This window comes from Kitasatospora sp. NPDC004289 (genome assembly GCF_053602875.1).
On record NZ_JBSGEL010000061.1, the window covers coordinates 1 to 17,110 of the forward strand.

16 protein-coding genes are annotated in these 17,110 nt (G+C 74.2%); 5 read left to right on the plus strand and 11 right to left on the minus strand.

All coding sequences use genetic code 11. The features are described from left to right. Window positions 1-185: 185 nt before the first annotated feature. Window positions 186-968, minus strand: a complete 783-nt coding sequence (locus ACWEPF_RS30770; protein WP_380148675.1) for a S1 family peptidase — start codon at window positions 966-968, stop codon at window positions 186-188. Between the two features lie 169 nt (window positions 969-1,137). On the opposite strand from ACWEPF_RS30770, the gene ACWEPF_RS30775 reads away from it, so the two are divergent. Then, window positions 1,138-2,631: an MFS transporter gene (locus ACWEPF_RS30775; RefSeq protein ID WP_452175143.1), complete on the plus strand. Its 1,494-nt coding sequence runs from the start codon at window positions 1,138-1,140 to the stop codon at window positions 2,629-2,631. A gap of 177 nt (window positions 2,632-2,808) precedes the next feature. Here ACWEPF_RS30775 and ACWEPF_RS30780 read toward each other — a convergent pair whose 3' ends face one another. From ACWEPF_RS30780 to ACWEPF_RS30795, 4 genes are all read right to left on the minus strand, one after another. Continuing rightward, entirely contained in the window at window positions 2,809-3,489 is a 681-nt protein-coding gene (locus ACWEPF_RS30780) for a response regulator transcription factor (RefSeq protein WP_345280616.1), read from the minus strand. Between the two features lie 24 nt (window positions 3,490-3,513). After that, on the minus strand, window positions 3,514-4,719 hold the full coding sequence (locus tag ACWEPF_RS30785; protein ID WP_452175144.1) for a sensor histidine kinase: 1,206 nt from the start codon (window positions 4,717-4,719) through the stop codon (window positions 3,514-3,516). 228 nt (window positions 4,720-4,947) lie between these two features. Next, window positions 4,948-6,387, minus strand: a complete 1,440-nt coding sequence (gene purB / locus ACWEPF_RS30790) for an adenylosuccinate lyase (protein WP_452175145.1) — start codon at window positions 6,385-6,387, stop codon at window positions 4,948-4,950. A 52-nt stretch (window positions 6,388-6,439) separates the two neighbouring features. Beyond that, complete coding sequence (locus tag ACWEPF_RS30795) at window positions 6,440-7,051, minus strand: SbtR family transcriptional regulator (RefSeq protein ID WP_452175146.1); 612 nt, start codon at window positions 7,049-7,051, stop codon at window positions 6,440-6,442. 106 nt (window positions 7,052-7,157) lie between these two features. On the opposite strand from ACWEPF_RS30795, the gene ACWEPF_RS30800 reads away from it, so the two are divergent. Next, on the plus strand, window positions 7,158-8,126 hold the full coding sequence (locus ACWEPF_RS30800; protein WP_452175147.1) for an NADP-dependent oxidoreductase: 969 nt from the start codon (window positions 7,158-7,160) through the stop codon (window positions 8,124-8,126). A gap of 19 nt (window positions 8,127-8,145) precedes the next feature. On the opposite strand, the gene ACWEPF_RS30805 is transcribed toward ACWEPF_RS30800, so the two are convergent. The 4 genes from ACWEPF_RS30805 to ACWEPF_RS30820 form a co-directional block, all read right to left on the minus strand. Continuing rightward, complete coding sequence (locus ACWEPF_RS30805; RefSeq protein ID WP_452175148.1) at window positions 8,146-9,549, minus strand: hypothetical protein; 1,404 nt, start codon at window positions 9,547-9,549, stop codon at window positions 8,146-8,148. A gap of 183 nt (window positions 9,550-9,732) precedes the next feature. Further along, a complete protein-coding gene (locus ACWEPF_RS30810; protein WP_345280604.1) occupies window positions 9,733-10,161 on the minus strand; it encodes a MarR family winged helix-turn-helix transcriptional regulator in 429 nt (142 codons plus the stop codon). Between the two features lie 67 nt (window positions 10,162-10,228). After that, window positions 10,229-10,615 (minus strand): DUF3037 domain-containing protein, encoded by a 387-nt coding sequence (locus ACWEPF_RS30815; protein WP_345280603.1) that lies wholly within the window; start codon window positions 10,613-10,615, stop codon window positions 10,229-10,231. Then, window positions 10,612-11,370, minus strand: coding sequence for a HipA family kinase (locus ACWEPF_RS30820; RefSeq protein ID WP_449795134.1), 759 nt, complete (start codon window positions 11,368-11,370; stop codon window positions 10,612-10,614). The genes ACWEPF_RS30815 and ACWEPF_RS30820 overlap by 4 nt, the downstream gene beginning before the upstream one ends. Before the next feature lie 120 nt (window positions 11,371-11,490). On the opposite strand from ACWEPF_RS30820, the gene ACWEPF_RS30825 reads away from it, so the two are divergent. After that, window positions 11,491-12,849, plus strand: coding sequence for an NAD(P)/FAD-dependent oxidoreductase (locus tag ACWEPF_RS30825; protein ID WP_345280601.1), 1,359 nt, complete (start codon window positions 11,491-11,493; stop codon window positions 12,847-12,849). Between the two features lie 67 nt (window positions 12,850-12,916). On the opposite strand, the gene ACWEPF_RS30830 is transcribed toward ACWEPF_RS30825, so the two are convergent. Together ACWEPF_RS30830 and ACWEPF_RS30835 are read right to left on the minus strand one after the other, a co-directional pair. Next, a complete protein-coding gene (locus ACWEPF_RS30830; RefSeq protein ID WP_452175149.1) occupies window positions 12,917-14,035 on the minus strand; it encodes a GDSL-type esterase/lipase family protein in 1,119 nt (372 codons plus the stop codon). Window positions 14,036-14,279: 244 nt separating this feature from the next. After that, the gene (locus tag ACWEPF_RS30835) at window positions 14,280-15,608 is read right to left on the minus strand and encodes an aminotransferase class I/II-fold pyridoxal phosphate-dependent enzyme (protein ID WP_452175150.1); all 1,329 of its coding nucleotides are present in this window, start codon (window positions 15,606-15,608) and stop codon (window positions 14,280-14,282) included. Between the two features lie 34 nt (window positions 15,609-15,642). On the opposite strand from ACWEPF_RS30835, the gene ACWEPF_RS30840 reads away from it, so the two are divergent. Both ACWEPF_RS30840 and ACWEPF_RS30845 read left to right on the plus strand, forming a co-directional pair. Beyond that, complete coding sequence (locus ACWEPF_RS30840) at window positions 15,643-16,302, plus strand: pyridoxamine 5'-phosphate oxidase family protein (RefSeq protein ID WP_452175151.1); 660 nt, start codon at window positions 15,643-15,645, stop codon at window positions 16,300-16,302. A gap of 10 nt (window positions 16,303-16,312) precedes the next feature. Next, the gene (locus ACWEPF_RS30845) at window positions 16,313-16,930 is read left to right on the plus strand and encodes an FMN-binding negative transcriptional regulator (protein ID WP_452175152.1); all 618 of its coding nucleotides are present in this window, start codon (window positions 16,313-16,315) and stop codon (window positions 16,928-16,930) included. The last annotated feature ends 180 nt before the right edge of the window (window positions 16,931-17,110 follow it).

Here is a 17,110-nt window from a genome sequence, read left to right on the forward strand (position 1 = left end):
GCGCGAGGAACTGCGCGCGGGGGAACGGCAGCACCTGCAACTGGCTGACGGAGCCTCAGTTGCAGGTACGCCGCCTTCCGATTCGCGCAGTTCCTCGCGCCCCTGCGGGGCACGTCCCGGCGCGTGCCCGGGGACGCCGAAGGCCCCTCCGCCCACCCGGGCGAAGGGGCCCTGCCGATCAGCCGTCAGAGCGAGGCGGCGGCGGCCGTGATGGCCGAGGCGTAGGTGCTCACCTGGGTGTAGACGCCCGGCTTGCCGGGCCGCGCGCAGCCCTCGCCCCAGCTGGTGATGCCGACCTGGATCCAGTTGTTGGCCGAGTCCCGGCGGAACATCGGGCCGCCCGAGTCCCCCTGACAGGTGTCCACCCCGCCGCTGGCCAGGTTGCCCGCGCAGAGCGAGGCCGCCGTGACCAGGCCGGGGTAGGCCGAGGCGCAGCTGGCGTCGCTGACGAACGGCACGTTGGCCTTGAGCAGGTAGCGCTGCTGCGCCCCGCCCTCGCTCGCCGCGCCCCAGCCGGCCACCGTGAAGGTGCCGCTGTCGTAGGCGGTGGTGGAGGCGATCGGCAGGGTCGTGACGGAGGCAGGCACCGCCGAGGCGAGCTTGATCAGGGCCCAGTCCTTGCCGTTCTCCGCACCGGTGTAGCCGGGGGCCCGGTACACCTTGGTGGACTTGATCTTCACGGCGCTCGCGCTCTGCAGGTCCACCACGCCGACGGTGGCGGTGATGCTGGTGGTGTTGCCGCTGGCGCCGACGCAGTGCGCGGCGGTCAGCACGACCTGCCGGGTGATCATCGCACCGCCGCAGCCCATCGACAGCCGGACCATGAACGGGAACTCGCCCTGCGCGGCCTTGGTGCCGCCGACCACGCTCGGCGTCACCTCCCCGGCCTGGGCGGGCAGCACCATGACACCGGTCGCCATCAGGGCACCGGCCGCGAGGGACGACCAACGGGCCAGTTGACGCTTCATCATCAGCCTCCGAAGTGGGGGGTCGGGAGGGCCCCAGCTTCCTTGTCGGAGCACGGTCAGCGGCAGGGGTGGGAGCCTGCCACCGCCGACTGGCAGGACCACCCGCCCCGACCCCCGGGAGTCCGCGCCCACGCTGGCGGGACCCTCGGCCCGGGAGGAGGATCGGCCCGTGGAGACCAACCAGCCCGCCGCCCCGGACCCGTCCGACGGCCTGCGCCTCGGTACCGCGCGGGGCCGTTGGGTGCTGGCCGCCACCGCGCTCGGCTCCGGCATGGCGATGCTCGACGGCACGGTGGTGAACGTCGCCCTGCCCCGGATCGGCGCCGACCTCGGCGCCTCGATGGCCGCGCTCCAGTGGACCGTCAACGCCTACCTGCTCACCCTGGCGGGCCTGATCCTGCTCGGCGGCTCCCTCGGTGACCGCTACGGCCGCCGCCGGGTCTTCCTGATCGGCGTGGTCTGGTTCACCGCCGCCTCCGCGCTCTGCGCCTTCGCCCCGAACGTCGGCCTGCTGATCGCCGCCCGTGCCCTCCAGGGCATCGGCGGCGCCCTGCTGACGCCGGGTTCGCTGGCCATGCTGCAGGCCTCCTTCCACCCCGACGACCGCTCCGGCGCGGTCGGCGTCTGGTCCGGCCTGGGCGGGGTCGGCGCGGCGGCCGGGCCGTTCCTCGGCGGCTGGCTGGTGGACGGGCCCGGCTGGCGCTGGGTCTTCCTGCTCAACCTGCCGCTGGCCGCCGTGGTGATCGCGGTGACGGCCCGTCACGTCCCGGAGACCAGGGACGAGTCCGCCACCGGCCGCTTCGACGTGCCCGGCGCGGTGCTCGCCGCGCTCTCGCTGGCCGGGATCACCTACGCGCTCACCGAGGCGGGCCGCGGCCCCTCCCTGCTGCTCGGCGCGGCCGGCGTGCTGCTGGGGGTGGCCTTCGTACTGGTCGAACGGCGCAGCGCCGAGCCGATGATGCCGCTGACGCTCTTCTCCTCCCGGCTGTTCTCCGCCGTCAACCTGGTCACGCTCTGCGTCTACGGCGCGTTCAGCGGCGTCTTCCTGCTGCTGATGGTGCAGCTGCAGACCGTCTCCGGCTTCACCCCGCTGACCGCCGGACTGGCCCTGCTGCCGATCACCCTGCTGATGCTGGCGTTCTCCGGCCGGGCCGGGCGCTTCGGCCACCGGGTCGGGCCGCGGCTGCCGCTGGTCATCGGTCCGCTGCTCTGCGCGGTCGGGGTCCTGCTGCTGCTCCGGGTCGGCCCGGGCGCCTCGTACTGGACGGACGTGCTGCCCGCCGTCACCGTGCTCGGCTCGGGCATGACGCTCCTGGTCGCCCCGCTCACCGCCACCGTGCTGGCCGCCGTCGAGGTCCGCCGCGCCGGCATCGCCAGCGGTGTGAACAACGCGGCCGCCCGCGCGGCCGGACTGCTGGCGGTGGCCGCCCTGCCCCCGCTCGCCGGGCTCACCGGCGACGCCTACCTCGACCCGGCCCGGGTGGACACGGCCTTCGGCACCGCGATGTACGCCTGCGCCGGCCTGCTCCTGCTGGGCGCCGTCCTCTCCGCCCTCACCGTCCCGCGCGCCGCGCTGGAGCCCGAGCACGAGATCGCCGAACCCACCTGCGAGTGGTACTGCGACGGCACCACCCCACCGCTCGACCGGCCCCCGTCCGGATAACCCCCGTGCATCCGGACGGGGGCGGTCCTCAGCTCCCCGTGAGCCGCTCCGATCGTCCCCCGGACGCCACCGAGCCGCATCCACCGACGAGTTGATCCCCCGTCGGTGCCGTACACCGGCGGGTTGAGTTCCGTGCACGACCGGTCCCCCCGGACAGCCGGTCACCCGGCCCCCCGATCAGCCGGCCAACGCTCCCGGCACCACCAGCCGCGCCTCGTAGGCGGCGATCACCGCCTGGGCCCGGCTGCGCAGGCCGAGCTTGGTCATCACCCGGTGCAGGTGGGTCTTGACGGTGGCTTCGCTCACCACCAGGCGGGCGGCGATCTCCTCGTTGGACAGGCCGCGGGCCACCCAGGTGAGCACCTCCCGCTCACGGCCCGTCAGCTGCTCCAGCTCCGGCCGCGCCCCCGCCGGTTCGGCACGCGGCGCGAACGCCTCCACCAGCCGCCTGGTCACCCCCGAGGCGAACAGCACGTCCCCGGCGGCGATGGTGGCGATGGCGGCCAGCAGCCGCTCCGGCGGGGTGTCCTTGAGCAGGAAGCCGCTCGCCCCGGCGCGCAGCGCGGCGTAGACGTACTCGTCCAGGTCGAAGGTGGTCAGCATGATCACGCACGGACGCTCCGCCGGAGCCTCCCCCGCGACCCCGGCCAGCAGCCGCTCGGTGGCGGTGATGCCGTTCATGCCCGGCATCCGGATGTCCATCAGCACCACCTCCGGCCGGTGCAGCGCGGCGGCGGCCAGCGCCCCCTCCCCGTCGCCGGCCTCCCAGACCGGCCCGAAGCCGGGGGCCGCCCGCAGCAGCGCCGCCACCCCCGCCCGGACCAGGTACTGGTCGTCCACCACCAGGACGCTCGTCACGGCCCCACCTCCGCCCACCCGACGTCAACTCCCCTGTCCCGTCGCGCCCTCCGCCGACGGGTCCGGCCGCACCGGCAGCACGAGGCGCACCTCGAAGCCCCCGTCCCCGGTCTCCCCCGCCGACAGTTCGCCGCCACTGATCCTGGCCCGTTCGCGCAGTCCGATCAACCCGTGGCCCGCCTCCTCCACCGGGCCGGACGCACCGCGCTCCCCGTCCCCGGCGTTGCGCACCGTCACCCGCAGCCACCCCGGGCTCTGCGCCACCACCACCTCGGTGGTCGCTCCCCCGGCGTGCTCGTCCACGTTCGCCAGCGCCTCCTGCACCGTCCGGTACGCACACAGCTCGACCCCGGGCGACAGCGGGCCCGTCCGCCCCTCCTGCCGGTAGTCCACCCGCGCCCCGGCCCGCACCGAGCGCTCCACCAGCGCGGCGATCTCGGCCAGCCCGGGCAGCGCGTCCAACGGCGGCCCCGACGCGCTCCCGGCCGGGCCGTCCTGCCCCTCCCTCAGCGCACCGGTCAGCGTCCGCAGCTCCGCCAGCACCTCGTGGCTGACCCCCCGGATGGTGTCCACCGCCTGCCGCGCCGCGGCCGGATCGGAGCTGAACACGTACCCGGCCAGCCCCGCCTGCACCGAGATCACCGCCATGTGATGGGCGATCAGGTCGTGCAGCTCACCGGCGATCCTGATCCGCTCGTCCACCACCGCCCGCCGCGCCCGGTCCTCCTGCTCCCGCGCCGAACGGGCCGCCCGCAGCAGCTCCGCCTGCCGCTCGGCCGCCCGGCGCATCGAGAATCCGATCAACGCCCCCGCCGGCGGCGCCAGCAGCGCCTGCGCCACCACCACCCCGGGCGCCAGGCCGCCCGCGATCCCGCTCTGCACCATCACCGCCATGGTGAGCGCCAGCGCCGGGACGGCCGTGCGCCAGGGCCGCAGCTCGCAGACCACCAGCAGGGCGAGCAGGCCGCACCACCAGTTCACCGACGGCTGGTAGCCGATGGTCAGGTACGCCGAGTACCCGAGGTTCGAGAGCACCACCGCCGCGAACGGGTAGCGGCCGCAGACCGCCAACGGCGCGGCGGACCCGACGGTCAGCAGGTACGCCCACGCGTCGAACTCCCGCGAGCCCGGCGGCCGGTACCCGCTCCCCACCACACACCCGCCGACCGCGAACGCCACGGCCGCCGACACCTCCAGCCCCCGCCGCCCGCCCACCGTCCGCCACCGCACCGCACGGAGGTTAACCGCCCCTCACGGCCCCGTCGTCAACCCCACGGTTGATCCGGCGCCGAGTGCGGCCGAAGGCCCCCCGGGGGCGCGAGGCTCTGCTGATCTGCGGCTCCGCCGCGGGGCGCGCCGGGGAACGGCAGCACCTGCAACTGACTGACGGAGCCTCAGTTGCAGGTGAGCCGCCTCCCGGAGCGCGCAGTTCCCCGCGCCCCCGGGATCACCGATTGGCTACAGGATGTCCCCCGGCGCGTACTTGGCGGCCGCCGGGTACGCCGTGGCGACGGCCTCGATGCGGCGCACCAGCTCGGCGACCTGCGCCCCCGCCGCCCCCGTGAAGGAGAGCCGGTCGGCGAGCAGCGCGTCCAGACCCGCCCGGTCGAGCGGGATCCGCTCGTCCGCGGCCAGCTTGTCGAGCAGCGCGTTCTCCCGCGCCCCCTCCCGCATGGCCAGCGCCGAGGCGACCGCGTGCTCCTTGATGACCTCGTGCGCGGTCTCCCGGCCGACGCCCGCCCGCACCGCGCCCATCAGGACCTTGGTGGTGGCCAGGAACGGCAGGTACCGGTCCAGCTCGGCCTCGATCACGGCCGGGAACGCGCCGAACTCGTCGAGCACCGTCAGGAAGGTCTCCAGCAGCCCGTCGAAGGCGAAGAACGCGTCCGGCAGCGCGACCCGGCGCACGACCGAGCAGGAGACGTCGCCCTCGTTCCACTGGTCGCCGCCGAGCTCGGCGGTCATCGAGGCGTAGCCGCGCAGGATCACCGCGAGGCCGTTGACGCGCTCGCAGGAGCGGGTGTTCATCTTGTGCGGCATCGCGGAGGAGCCGACCTGGCCGGCCTTGAAGCCCTCGGTGACCAGCTCGTGGCCGGCCATCAGGCGGATGGTCTTGGCCAGGCTGGAGGGGCCGGCGGCGAGCTGCACCAGGGCGGTGACCACCTCGAAGTCCAGCGAGCGCGGGTAGACCTGGCCGACGCTGGTGAAGACGTTCTCGAAGCCGAGGTGGGTGGCGACCCGCTGCTCCAGCTCGGCCAGCTTCTCGGCGTCGCCGCCGAGCAGGTCGAGCATGTCCTGGGCGGTGCCGACCGGGCCCTTGATCCCGCGCAGCGGGTAACGGGCGATCAGCTCCTCCAGCCGCGCGAAGGCGACCAGCAGCTCGTCGGCGATCGAGGCGAACCGCTTGCCGAGGGTGGTGGCCTGGGCGGCGACGTTGTGCGAACGGCCGGCCATGACCAGCTCGCCGTACTGGGCGGAGAGGGCGCCGAGGCGGACCAGGACGGCCACCGTGCGGTCCCGGACGTGCTCCAGGGACTGGCGGATCTGGAGCTGCTCGACGTTCTCGGTCAGGTCCCGGGACGTCATGCCCTTGTGGATCTGCTCGTGCCCGGCGAGCTCGCTGAACTCCTCGATGCGGGCCTTCACGTCGTGGCGGGTGATCCGCTCACGGGCGGCGATGGAGCCGAGGTCGACCTGGTCGATGACGCGCTCGTAGTCGGCGACGGCGGTCTCGGGCACCTCGATGCCGAGGTCCTGCTGGGCCTTCAGGACGGCGAGCCACAGGTGGCGCTCGAGGACCACCTTGTGCTCGGGGGACCAGAGCTGGGCCAGGGTCGCCGAGGCGTACCGGGAGGCCAGGACATTGGGGATCTGGGGCTTCGCGCTCACGCTTCGCAAGCCTAACAGTCGAGGTGGGAGCCGTTGGCAGCGGCTCGGGCAAGGGACTTGACTACGCGCGTAGCTCCGTGCTGGGGGCGGCACCCAGCCCCGCGAAGAGCAGCTCGAACAGGTGGTCCCGCCGCCGGGCCAGCTGCTCCGACTGCCCGCTCACCCACCCCAGCGCGTTGCTCAGCGCGTACAGGTCCAGCGGCGTCACGTCGCTCCGCACGGCCCCGGCCCGCTGCGCCCGCTCCAGCAGCCGCCCGGCCGCCTCCCGCATGGCCAGGCAGTCCGCGTGCAGCGGCGATCCGACGTCCCCCAGCGTGGCCACCAGGGTGGCCGGCAGCCCCTGGTACGCACCCGCCTCCCGGGTGAACTCGTACAGCCACTCCCGCAGCGCCAGCTCCGGCGCCGGCCCTCCCCCGGCCAGCCCGTCGGCCCGCTCGGCCAGCGCGCGGAAGCGCCGGTGCAGCAGCGCCTCCAGCAGCGCCTCCCGGGTGGGGAAGTGCCGGTACAGGGTGCCCAGCCCGACCTCGGCCCGGCGGGCGACGTCCCGCAGCGAGGCCTGGGTGCCCTGCTCGGCGACCACCTCGGCGGCCACCTCCAGCAGCCGTTCGCGGTTGCGCACGGCGTCGGCGCGCGGTGCGCGCGGCGACTGACCCGACGAGGGCTCAGCAGGCATGAGCGGTCCACCCTTTGACATCCGGAGCACTGCTCCGTTTCAATTTCCGGAGCAGTGCTCCGCATCTTACCGAGCCCTGCCGCTCCGTCATTCCCAGGGAGGGGACATGGCCGTGCCCACCATGCACGCGATCCGCATCACCGAGTTCGGCGGCCCCGAACAGCTCGCCTGGACCGAGCTCCCCCGGCCGGTGCCCGGCCCCGGCGAGGTCCTGGTCCGGGTCCGCGCCGCGGGCTACAACCCGGCCGACATGCACGTCCGCGAGGGCTTCCGCAAGGTCCCCGAGCCGATGCGGCCGCACTGGCCGCTCCCGGTGGTCCCGGGCTCGGACCTCTCCGGCACGGTGGCCGCGCTCGGCCCCGGGGTGACGCGCTGGGACATCGGCGACGAGGTGTTCGGGCTGGTGAACTTCCCCGGCCGGGGCGCCGCCTACGCCGAGTACGCCACCGCCCCCGCCGACCACCTGGCCCGCAAGCCCGCCACCCTCGACCACCTCACCGCGGCGGGCGTTCCGCTGGCCGGGCTGACGGTGCACCAGTTCCTCTTCGAACACCTGGCCGAGCACGTCCGGGGCACCGTGCTGGTGAACGGCGCGGCCGGCGGGGTGGGCCACCTCGCCGTGCAGCTGGCCCGGGCGGCCGGGGCCGAGCGGGTGGTCGCGGTGGCCTCCGGGCGGCACCGGGAGTACCTGGAGGGGCTGGGCGTGGACCTCTTCGTGGACCGCCTGGCCGGCCCGGTCGCGGCCGCGGTCCGCGGTGCGGACTTCGTCCTCGACACCGTCGGCGGCCCGCAGGCGCACCTGCTGCTGGACGCGCTGCGCCCCGGTGGTGCGCTCTGCTCCGTCTACCTGGCCGACCAGCGCCCGGAGCGCGCCGCCGACCTGGGCATCACGCTGGCCCCGTTCCTCCAGGTCCGCTCCGACGGCGCCGGCCTGGCCGAGCTCGCCCGCCGGATCGACGCCGGGGAGCTCACCCCCGCGGTCGACTCCGTCTTCCCGCTCCGGGAGGCGGCCGCCGCGCACGAGCGCGCCGCGCGGGGCCACCTCCGGGGCAAGATCGTGCTCACCGTCGACTGACGGCGGCCCACCCGGCCGGTCAGAGGCCGGACTTGACCTTCACCATCTCGTTGCGCACGTGCTGGAGCAGCGCCCTGGTCTCGTCGTCCAACCAGGCCGGCGGGGCGGCGATCCGCGCGTTCAGCTCCTGGATCCAGCCGATCCGGCGGTTGGGGTCGGCGTACTCGGCCACCAGCTCGGCCGCGTAGATGTGCACGTTGGCGTAGTTGAGGCCGTTGAGCAGCGCGGTGGTCAGGGCGGTGTTGGTCGCGGCGGTGCCGACCGCCGCGCTGTTCGACTTCTCGGCCGGCACCCAGTTGGCCAGACCGCGTACGCCCTCCGGCTCGACCACCATGGTCAGCGCGTTGGCGAACTGCTTGCCGTGCGCGCTCGGCGTCGTCCACCGGGTGTGCCAGTCCTGGCCGGCGAGCGCGCCGTAGGCCTGGAAGTAGCCCAGGTGGGCGGCGTTGCCGGCCGAGTTCTCCGCGCTGCGCGCGTAGTTCTCCAGGGTCAGGTAGTCGGTGCCGTCGATCGCCACCACCCCGCCCCAGTGGAAGCCCCAGACCCGGCGGTTCAGGAGCACCAGGTGGTCGAGCTGGCGGTTGTGCGCGTAGTCGAAGACCTCCTCCCCGCTCGGCAGGTGCGGGTGCGCGGTGCCCAGCGAGACGCTGTACAGCCCCTGGCCGACGGCGGTCGGGCTCGCGTGCTGGTTGAGGCCGATGGCCTGGAGGTCGGCCGCGATGTTCGGTGCGTGCAGCACCCCGCCGTTGGCCAGGGTGTGCAGGTCCTCGCCGTAGTGACGGGCGATCAGGTCCCGGGCCGCGTCCCGGGCGGGGGCGGCGGCGGGCAGGTCGGCCAGCGGCGCGGCCCGCACCAGGTGGTTGGCCAGGTGGTAGTCGCCGAAGACCGTCCGCTCGGTCGCGTTGCTGCCCAGGAAGGGCTTGCGGCCCAGCACCGGCCTGGGCTGGAGCACCGAGCCGATGACGTTCTGCACCGCCACGTCGCAGTTCTCGGTCATGGTGACGCCGCCGGCGCTGGTGCGGGCGCTCAGGTTCGCCTGCCGCACCCGGACCAGCGTGGTGGTGGCCGCGGCGCCGGGCAGCGTGAAGACCACCGTCCGGGTCGGCTCGGCGAAGAGCTGGAACTCGGAGCCGGCCCGGGCCAGCGCCTTGTTCCACTGCGGCAGCTGCGCCGGGTCGGCGAAGAAGAACTTCGGCTGACGCCGGGTCAGGTCGGCGGCCTCGATCGCGAACCGGCCGTTCTGCGAGACCGCCAGCCGGGTGCCGGCCGGGGCCGCCACCAGGTTGGGCGCGCCCGCGCCGTTGCGGAAGGAGTAGCCGACGTACGCCGCCGGGTCCAGGACGAACTCCTGCGCGACCAGCGGGTGGCTGGTGGTGTAGGTCGGCGCCACGGCGCCCGGGCCGGCCAGGTTGTAGAGCAGCATCGCGAGGACCCCCCAAGGTCGGTGCGGTCCGCCCACCCCGGGCGGGCCCGGGGCCGCCCGCTCCCCCGTCCGGCCCCGGGGCCATTGGTAGCACCGGGACCACCGGTTACGGGCCGGTTCCCGGCGACTGCCGGGGGCGCACGGAGGGGCGGCCGGGGTCAGCCGAGGGGAGCCGACGGACCGTCAGCCGGTGAGCAGCGGGAGCACCTGGCGGCAGAGCCCGTCCAGGGCGGTCCGCTGCTCGGGGCTGAGCGAGGCGAAGGCCCGGTGCGCCTTGGCCATGTCGCGCTGGACCTGCTCCAGCACCTCCAGGCCCTTGTCCGTGATGGTGACGATCTTGACCCGGCGGTCCCCGGCCGAGGCCTCCCGGTGGGCCAGCCCGAGGCCCTCCAGTCGGTCGACGATGCCAGTGACGTTGGAGGCGTCACAGCCGAGCCGCCCGGCCAGCGCCCGCATCGGGACGGGCTCGCGCAGCGACTTGAGCGCCTTGGCCTGGGACGAGCTGAGCCCGTGCCGGGCGGCGGAGGCCGCGAAGTCCTGGAAGTAGGCGGTGCCGACGGCGGCGACCGCCTCCATCAGGTCCGCGGTGGAGGGAGGGGTGGTGGTGCCCATGCCGCAAGGGTACGCACAGTCGCTTGACATACTCCAGTTTCGAGCAGGTGAAGCACCTCTCCCCGGCTCAGAGCACCAGCTGCTCGAACAGCCTGCGCAGCTCCGCCTCCGGGTCCGCGGTCAGGCCGGTGTGCACGGGGCCGGGCTGCACCACCGCGCTGCGCGGCGCGGTCAGCCAGCGGAACCGCTGCCCGGGGCTGTCCTGGGCGGCCGGGCCGGCGGCCGCGCCGCCCTCGCAGACCGCCTCGAAGCCGTAGAGCGCGCGCCGGACCCCGGCCACGTCGGCCACCGGGTCCAGCGCCAGCAGCCGGCCCTGGTCCAGGTGGGTGCGGGCGGCCAGGTGGGAGCTGTGGCGGCAGTACAGCAGCACGCCGATGTTGACGAACTCGCCGCGCTCCACCCGGGGCACCGCCCGGATCACCGCGTACTCGTAGTCGTGCAGCTGCTCCGTCATCGGGGGGCCACCTCCGGGAGCCAGTCGCGCGGACCGGCCAGCCGGGCGGTCAGCTGGGCCAGGTACGCGGCGCGCACCTCGGCCGGGGAGTCGAAGCCGGGCTCGTCGGTGAGCCACTCCTCGGGGATCAGCGCCACCGCGCGCTCCACCGCCTCCTTCGCCAGCGGTGCCAACTCCTCGTCGGCCTCGGCCAGTTGTGGGGCGAAGGCGCGCAGCGCGTGGTCCGAGGCGTCGTACGGGCGGGCCACCCAGGAGGCGGCGCCGGCCCAGTGGTGGTGGAAGATCAGGCTCGCCCCGTGGTCGATCAGCCGCAGGCCGCCGGTGGCCACCAGCAGGTTGGGGTTGCGCCAGGAGCGGTCCACGTTGCCGATCAGGGCGTCGAACCAGAGCACCCGCCCGGCCAGCTCCGGGTCCACCTCGAAGCAGAGCGGGTCGAAGTTGAGCGCGCCGCTGACGAAGGCCATCCCGAGGTTGACCCCGCCGCTGGCCCGCATCTGGTCCTGGATCTGCACCTCGGGCTCGCTGCGCGCCAGCACCGGGTCCAGGTCGAGCCGCACCAGCTCGGGCACCGGGAGCCCTAGGCCGCGCCCCAGCTCCCCCGCGAGCACCTCGGCCACCAGGGCCTTGCGCCCCTGCGCCGCACCGGACCACTTGAGCACGTAGAGCCGCCGGTCGTCGCCCTCGACCAGACCGGGCATCGACCCGCCCTCGCGCAGGGGCGTCACGTACCGGACCGCCGTCACCTCTTGAAGCACGCGATCACCCTAGTGCCTCACCCGGTGGCAACCCGTCAGCCCCCGTGCGAGGGTGGCGAGCAGTTGTCCCGGCACGGCCCCTCGGACCGATCGGCCCACTCCACAGATAAGGACCGGACGATGGCACGACCTCGAATCCTGATCGTCGGCGGCGGTTTCGCCGGTCTGGAGTGCGCCCGCCGGCTGGAGCGCAAGCTCGCCCCCTCCGAGGCGGAGCTGACCCTGGTCACCCCGTTCAACTACCAGCTCTACCTGCCGCTGCTGCCGCACGTGGCGGCCGGCGTGCTCACCCCGCAGTCGGTGGCGATCTCGCTGCGGCGCACGCTGCGCCGCACCCACATCCTGCCCGGCGGGGCGATCGGGGTGGACCCGCGCTCCCGGGTCTGCGTGGTCCGCAAGATCACCGACGAGGTGGTGGCGGAGCAGTACGACTACCTGGTGCTGGCCCCCGGCAGCGTGACGCGGACCTTCGACATCCCCGGTCTGACCGACTACGCGCGCGGCATGAAGACCCTGGCCGAGGCGACGTACGTGCGCGACCACGTGATCGCCCAGCTGGACCTGGCCTCGGCCACCCTGGACCAGCACGAGCGCGAGTCCCGGCTGCAGTTCGTGGTGGTCGGCGGCGGCTACGCGGGCACCGAGACCGCCGCCTGCCTGCAGCGGCTGACCACGGCGGCCAGCAAGCGCTACCCCCGGCTGGACCCGCGGCTGATCAAGTGGCACCTGATCGACATCGCCCCGAAGCTGATGCCCGAGCTCGGCGACAAGCTCGGCACCAGTGCGATGGAGGTGCTCCGGGACCGCGGCGTAGACGTCTCGCTCGGCGTCTCGGTGGCCGAGGTGGGCGCCGAGACGGTCAAGTTCACCGACGGCCGGGTGCTGCCCTGCCGCACCCTGATCTGGACGGCCGGCGTGGCGGCCAGCCCGCTGATCGGCACCCTGGACGCCGAGACGGTGCGCGGCCGGGTGGCCGTCACCGCCGAGATGCGGGTGCCGCAGTTCGAGAACGTCTTCGCGCTCGGCGACGCGGCGGCCGTGCCGGACCTGGCCAAGGGCGACGGCGCGGTCTGCCCGCCCACCGCCCAGCACTCGGCCCGGCAGGGCAAGAAGGTGGCCGACAACCTGGTCGCCGCGCTCCGCAACCAGCCGCTGGAGCCGTACTACCACAAGGACCTCGGCCTGGTGGTCGACCTCGGCGGCAAGGACGCCGTCTCCAAGCCGGTGGGCGTCGAACTCCGGGGCGTCCCGGCCCAGTTGGTGGCCCGCGGCTACCACATGATGGCGATGCGGACCAACGCCGCCAAGTTCCGGGTCGGCGCCAACTGGCTGCTCAACGCGACCGCCGGCGACGACTTCGTCCGCACCGGCTTCCTGGCCCGCCAGCCCGCCCGGCTGCGCGACTTCGAGTACACCGACGCGTACCTGACGAAGGACCAGGTCCGCGAGCACGCCCAGGCCCTGCTGGCCAAGGGCTGACCGCGGCCCGGTCCCCGAAGGCCCCGACGGAGCCCCCGCGCCGCACGCGCGGGGGCTCCGTCGCGTCTCAACGGGCCGTCAGGTACATCCCGTTGGCGTCCTGCCCGGCGGTGTTGCGGCAGGACTGGTCACCGCTCTTCGCCCAGAGCAGGGTCAGGCAGCGGCCGAGCGCCAGCTGGCCGTAGTAGTTCGGGTGCATGGACTCCCGGGTGTCGCCCTGGGAGGCCGACAGGCCGGCGTCCACGAACCGCGCCCACTCACTGGTGGTGGCGCTCGGCGCGGAGGTCGAGCTCGCCTGCCTGGTCGCCTTGGAGCAGACCTCGCGGCCGGCCAGCATGTCCCGCAGATCCAGGAACTGCACGCCCTTCGCCTTGGCCACCTTGGCCAGCTCGTCGGAGATCTGCGGCACCAGCGAGGAGCGCGCCCAGTCGGCGTCCCCGTTCCAGAACGGGCAGCCGCCGGTGTCGGCGCGGCTCCAGCCGCTCTCGGAGTAGCGCATGTCGGCGCCGCGCGGGATCGGCGAGGGGTAGGACTGGAGCACGATCCGGTACGAGGACGAGGCGTACCCGGCGCCCGCCATCACCGCGCGGATCTCGTCGATCGACTTGCCGACGCCCGCCATCGCGGCCGGCATCCGGGAGTCCACCGCGTCCTGCTGGTCGTCGTGGCAGTACGAGTACCAGATCAGGTAGTCCTTGACGCAGGTCTCGATCACGTCGGCGAAGCCGAGGTCGTTGCCCCCGACGGAGAGCGTGATGAGCTTGACGTCGTTGGCCGCCGCCACCGCCGCGAGCTGGTCGGCCTGCGGGGCCTCGCCCTTGTACGCCTGGCCGCCGTTGCTCGCCCGGAAGACGTTCTGGGTGGTGGCGCCCGAGCAGGCCAGGTTGATCTGGGCCTGCGCGATGCCGGAGGCGCTGCGCACCTCGGCGGAGTCGGAGCGGTCGCAGCCGTTGGCGTAGCTGCTCCCGTAGGCCCGGGCGGGGTCGTAGGCGCTGCCGGTCCAGGCCCGGTCGGTGCCCGCACGGCTCCCCGAGGTGGTGACGCTGTTGCCCTTCCAGCGTCCGGCCTCGCCGGAGATGTAGCTGTCCCCCATCGAGACGGAGGCGGTGGGGCCGGTGGCCGCCTGCGCGGGGGTGGTGAGGGCCAGCAGCGGGAGGGTGAGAGTGGCTGCGGCCAAGAGACGCACGGCGGTTCTGATGCTTCGACAGTTTTCGAGCACGGCGAAACTCCTGCGAACGGCCTCCCGAAAGGTGGGGTGGGGAGGCGCTTGTGAGGGTGTACCGCCGGCCGGTGGCGCGATGAATGTGACATGCCCACCGTTGTTACCGCTAGGTATCCGACAGGAGTTTCTTGGACGACCTACGAACCGCTCCCGCAGGTGACAGACCGACCGCACACGGTCCGTCACCTGCGTCTCTCCCGTCGCCCCCTCACACCAGCCGCGACCCCGCCCGCCCCGGCAGCAGCACCGCCGCCAGGTCCGCCGCCAGCGCCGGGGCCTCCGCCTCGGGCAGCGCCGCGACGGTGAACCGGATGGCCGGCGGGGACTGGATCCGGTACCGGGCGCCCGGCGCGGCCACCCAGCCGCGCTGGGCCATCGCGGCGATCGCCCCGGCCTCCTCGGCCACCGGCACCCAGACGTTCAGCCCGCTCGCCCCGTGCGCGGCGATGCCGTGCGCGGCCAGCGCGGCCAGCAGGGCGTCACGGCGGGCCTGGTAGACCTCGGCCACCCCGGCGGCCGCGCCGGAGCGCCAGAGCTCGGCCACGGTGCGCTGGAGCAGCAGGGAGACCCAGCCCGAGTCCAGCCGCTGACGGCCCAGCACCCGGCCCACCGTCCCCGCGTCGCCCATCACCGTCGCCAGCCGCAGGTCGGGCCCGTAGGCCTTGGCCGCCGAGCGGACCACAGCCCAGGCCTCGGTGACCCCGGCCAGCGACTGGTGGGCCTGGGTGACGATGCCGTGCCCGTGGTCGTCGGCGATCACCAGCACCTCGGGGTGTCGGGCCAGCACCTCGCGCAGCGCGGCGGCCCGCCCAGGGGTCAGCGCGGCGCCGGTCGGGTTCTGCGCCCGGACGGTGACCACCACGGCGCGGGCCCCCGCCGCCAGCGCGGCGGCCAGCGAGTCCGGCAGCGGTCCCTCGTCGTCCAGCCGCACGGGGGCCGGGCGCAGCCCGAGGGCCGGCAGCTGGTCGATCAGGCTGCCCCAGCCCGGATCCTCGATGGCCACCGAATCCCCGGGCCGCAGGCGGGAGTTGAGGATCCGTCCGATCGCGTCCAGGGCGCCGGAGCAGACCGCCAACTCGCCGTCCGGCACCCCGTCGGCCAGGAAGCCGGCCCGGGCCAGGGCGAGCAGCGCCGGGTCGGCCACCGGGTGCCCGTAGAGGGTGGGGGCGGCGTCGGCGGCAGCCGCGGCCACCGCGAGGGCGGGGGCCAGCGGGGGCAGCAGGGCGGGGTCGGGGTTCCCCGCCGCCAGGTCACGGGCGCCGGGGGGCACCGGGACGGGGATCTGGTCGCGCGGGGTGGTGACGGGGCGGGGCAGCACCCGGCTGCCCTTGCGCCCGGCGGTCTCGATCACACCCCGGTCCCGCAGCAGACGGTAGGCGGCGGCCACCGTGTTGGGGTTGACGCCGAGCTCCACGGCCAGGTCGCGGAGCGCCGGGAGGGCCGAACCGGGCTGCAACTGCCCATCGTTGACGGCCCGTTCGACGTCGGCCGCGATCTCACTGGCACGCCGTCCCTTGATCGTATAGTCTCCTAGCACAAAGCAGATTATGCACTAGTACATAGAGGTTGTCATGTCGGACGCGCCCAGTTACACCCGGAACGCCCGCACCACCCCGACCCGCTACCGCGACCGCGCCACCTGGGAGCAGGACGCGATCCACGCGATCCTGGACGCCGCCTGGGTCTGCCACCTCGGCTTCGTGGTGGACGGCGCGCCCGTCGTCCTGCCCACCATCTTCGCCCGGGTCGGCGACCGCCTGTACGTCCACGGCTCCACCGGCAGCCGCCCGATGCGCGGCGCCTCCGACGAGCAGGGCATGCCGGTCTGCGTCACCGTCACGCACGTGGACGGCCTGGTGCTCACCAAGTCCGCCTTCAACCACTCCGTCAACTACCGCTCCGTGGTGGCCCACGGCACCGCCCACCAGGTCACCGACCCCGAGGAGCTGGCCGTCGCACTGGACGCACTGGTGGACCACGCCGTCCCCGGCCGCTCCGGCGAGACCCGCCGGGCCAACCCCAAGGAGCTGGCGAAGACCGCGGTGATCCGGCTGGTCCTGGACGAGGTCTCGGCCAAGACCCGGGCCGCCGGCGCGGGCGACGACGAGGCCGACCTCGACCTGCCGTACTGGGCCGGCGTGGTACCCGTCGCCCCCGTGTACGGCACCCCCGAGCCGCACCCCTCCACCACCGTCCCGCTCCCGGAGAACCTCCGGGCGCTCACCGCCTGAGGAGGCCACCGTGCTGATCCGTTCCTGGGACCGCGGCGAGGAGCAGGAGTGGCGCGCATGGCTGGCCGCCGGCCGCGACTTCGGCCTGCTGGCCGCCAACGGGCCCGACGGCCGCGGCCCCGTGCTGGTGCCGACGCACTTCCTGCTGGACGGCGACACCATCCTGCTCCACCTGGCCAAGCCCAACCCCTTCTGGTCCGCGATCGCCGCCGACCCGAAGGTCACCCTGGCCGTCACCGACGATTACGCCTACGCCGCCGGGCAGTGGCGGGCCGCCCCGCACGTGCCGACCAGCTACTACGCCTCGGTGCACTTCTCCTGCACCGCCGAGCCGGTGGACGACGCGGCGGGCAAGGCGGAGATCCTCAACCGCCAGCTCGCGCACTTCGAGCCGGACTGGCCCGGCGGGGCGGTGACGCCCGGTCAGGCCCCGTACAGCGGGCAGCTCTCCGGCCTGCGCGGCCTGCGGCTGGCCGTCGACCGGGTGGACGCCAAGTTCAAGTACGACGACAAGAAGCCGGACGCCGAGCAGGCCGCGGTGGCACCCCACCTGACCGGCCGGGACGCGGGCGCCCGGGAGCAGCTGCTGCGCCGCAACGCCCGGCGCAGCGGGGGCTGCCCCGTCTGAGCCGCGCGAACGGGGGTAGGCGCCGGGGGCCGGACGGGTGGCGGAGAAATGCGACATTCCATCAGATGCACCTCGTACCATGCGATATGACGCACCGGCTGATGGAATGGATGACGATTCCTGTCCGTCCGGCCCCGGGAGCGCGCCCTGTCCACCACCCCTGCGACCAAGCCGAGCGGC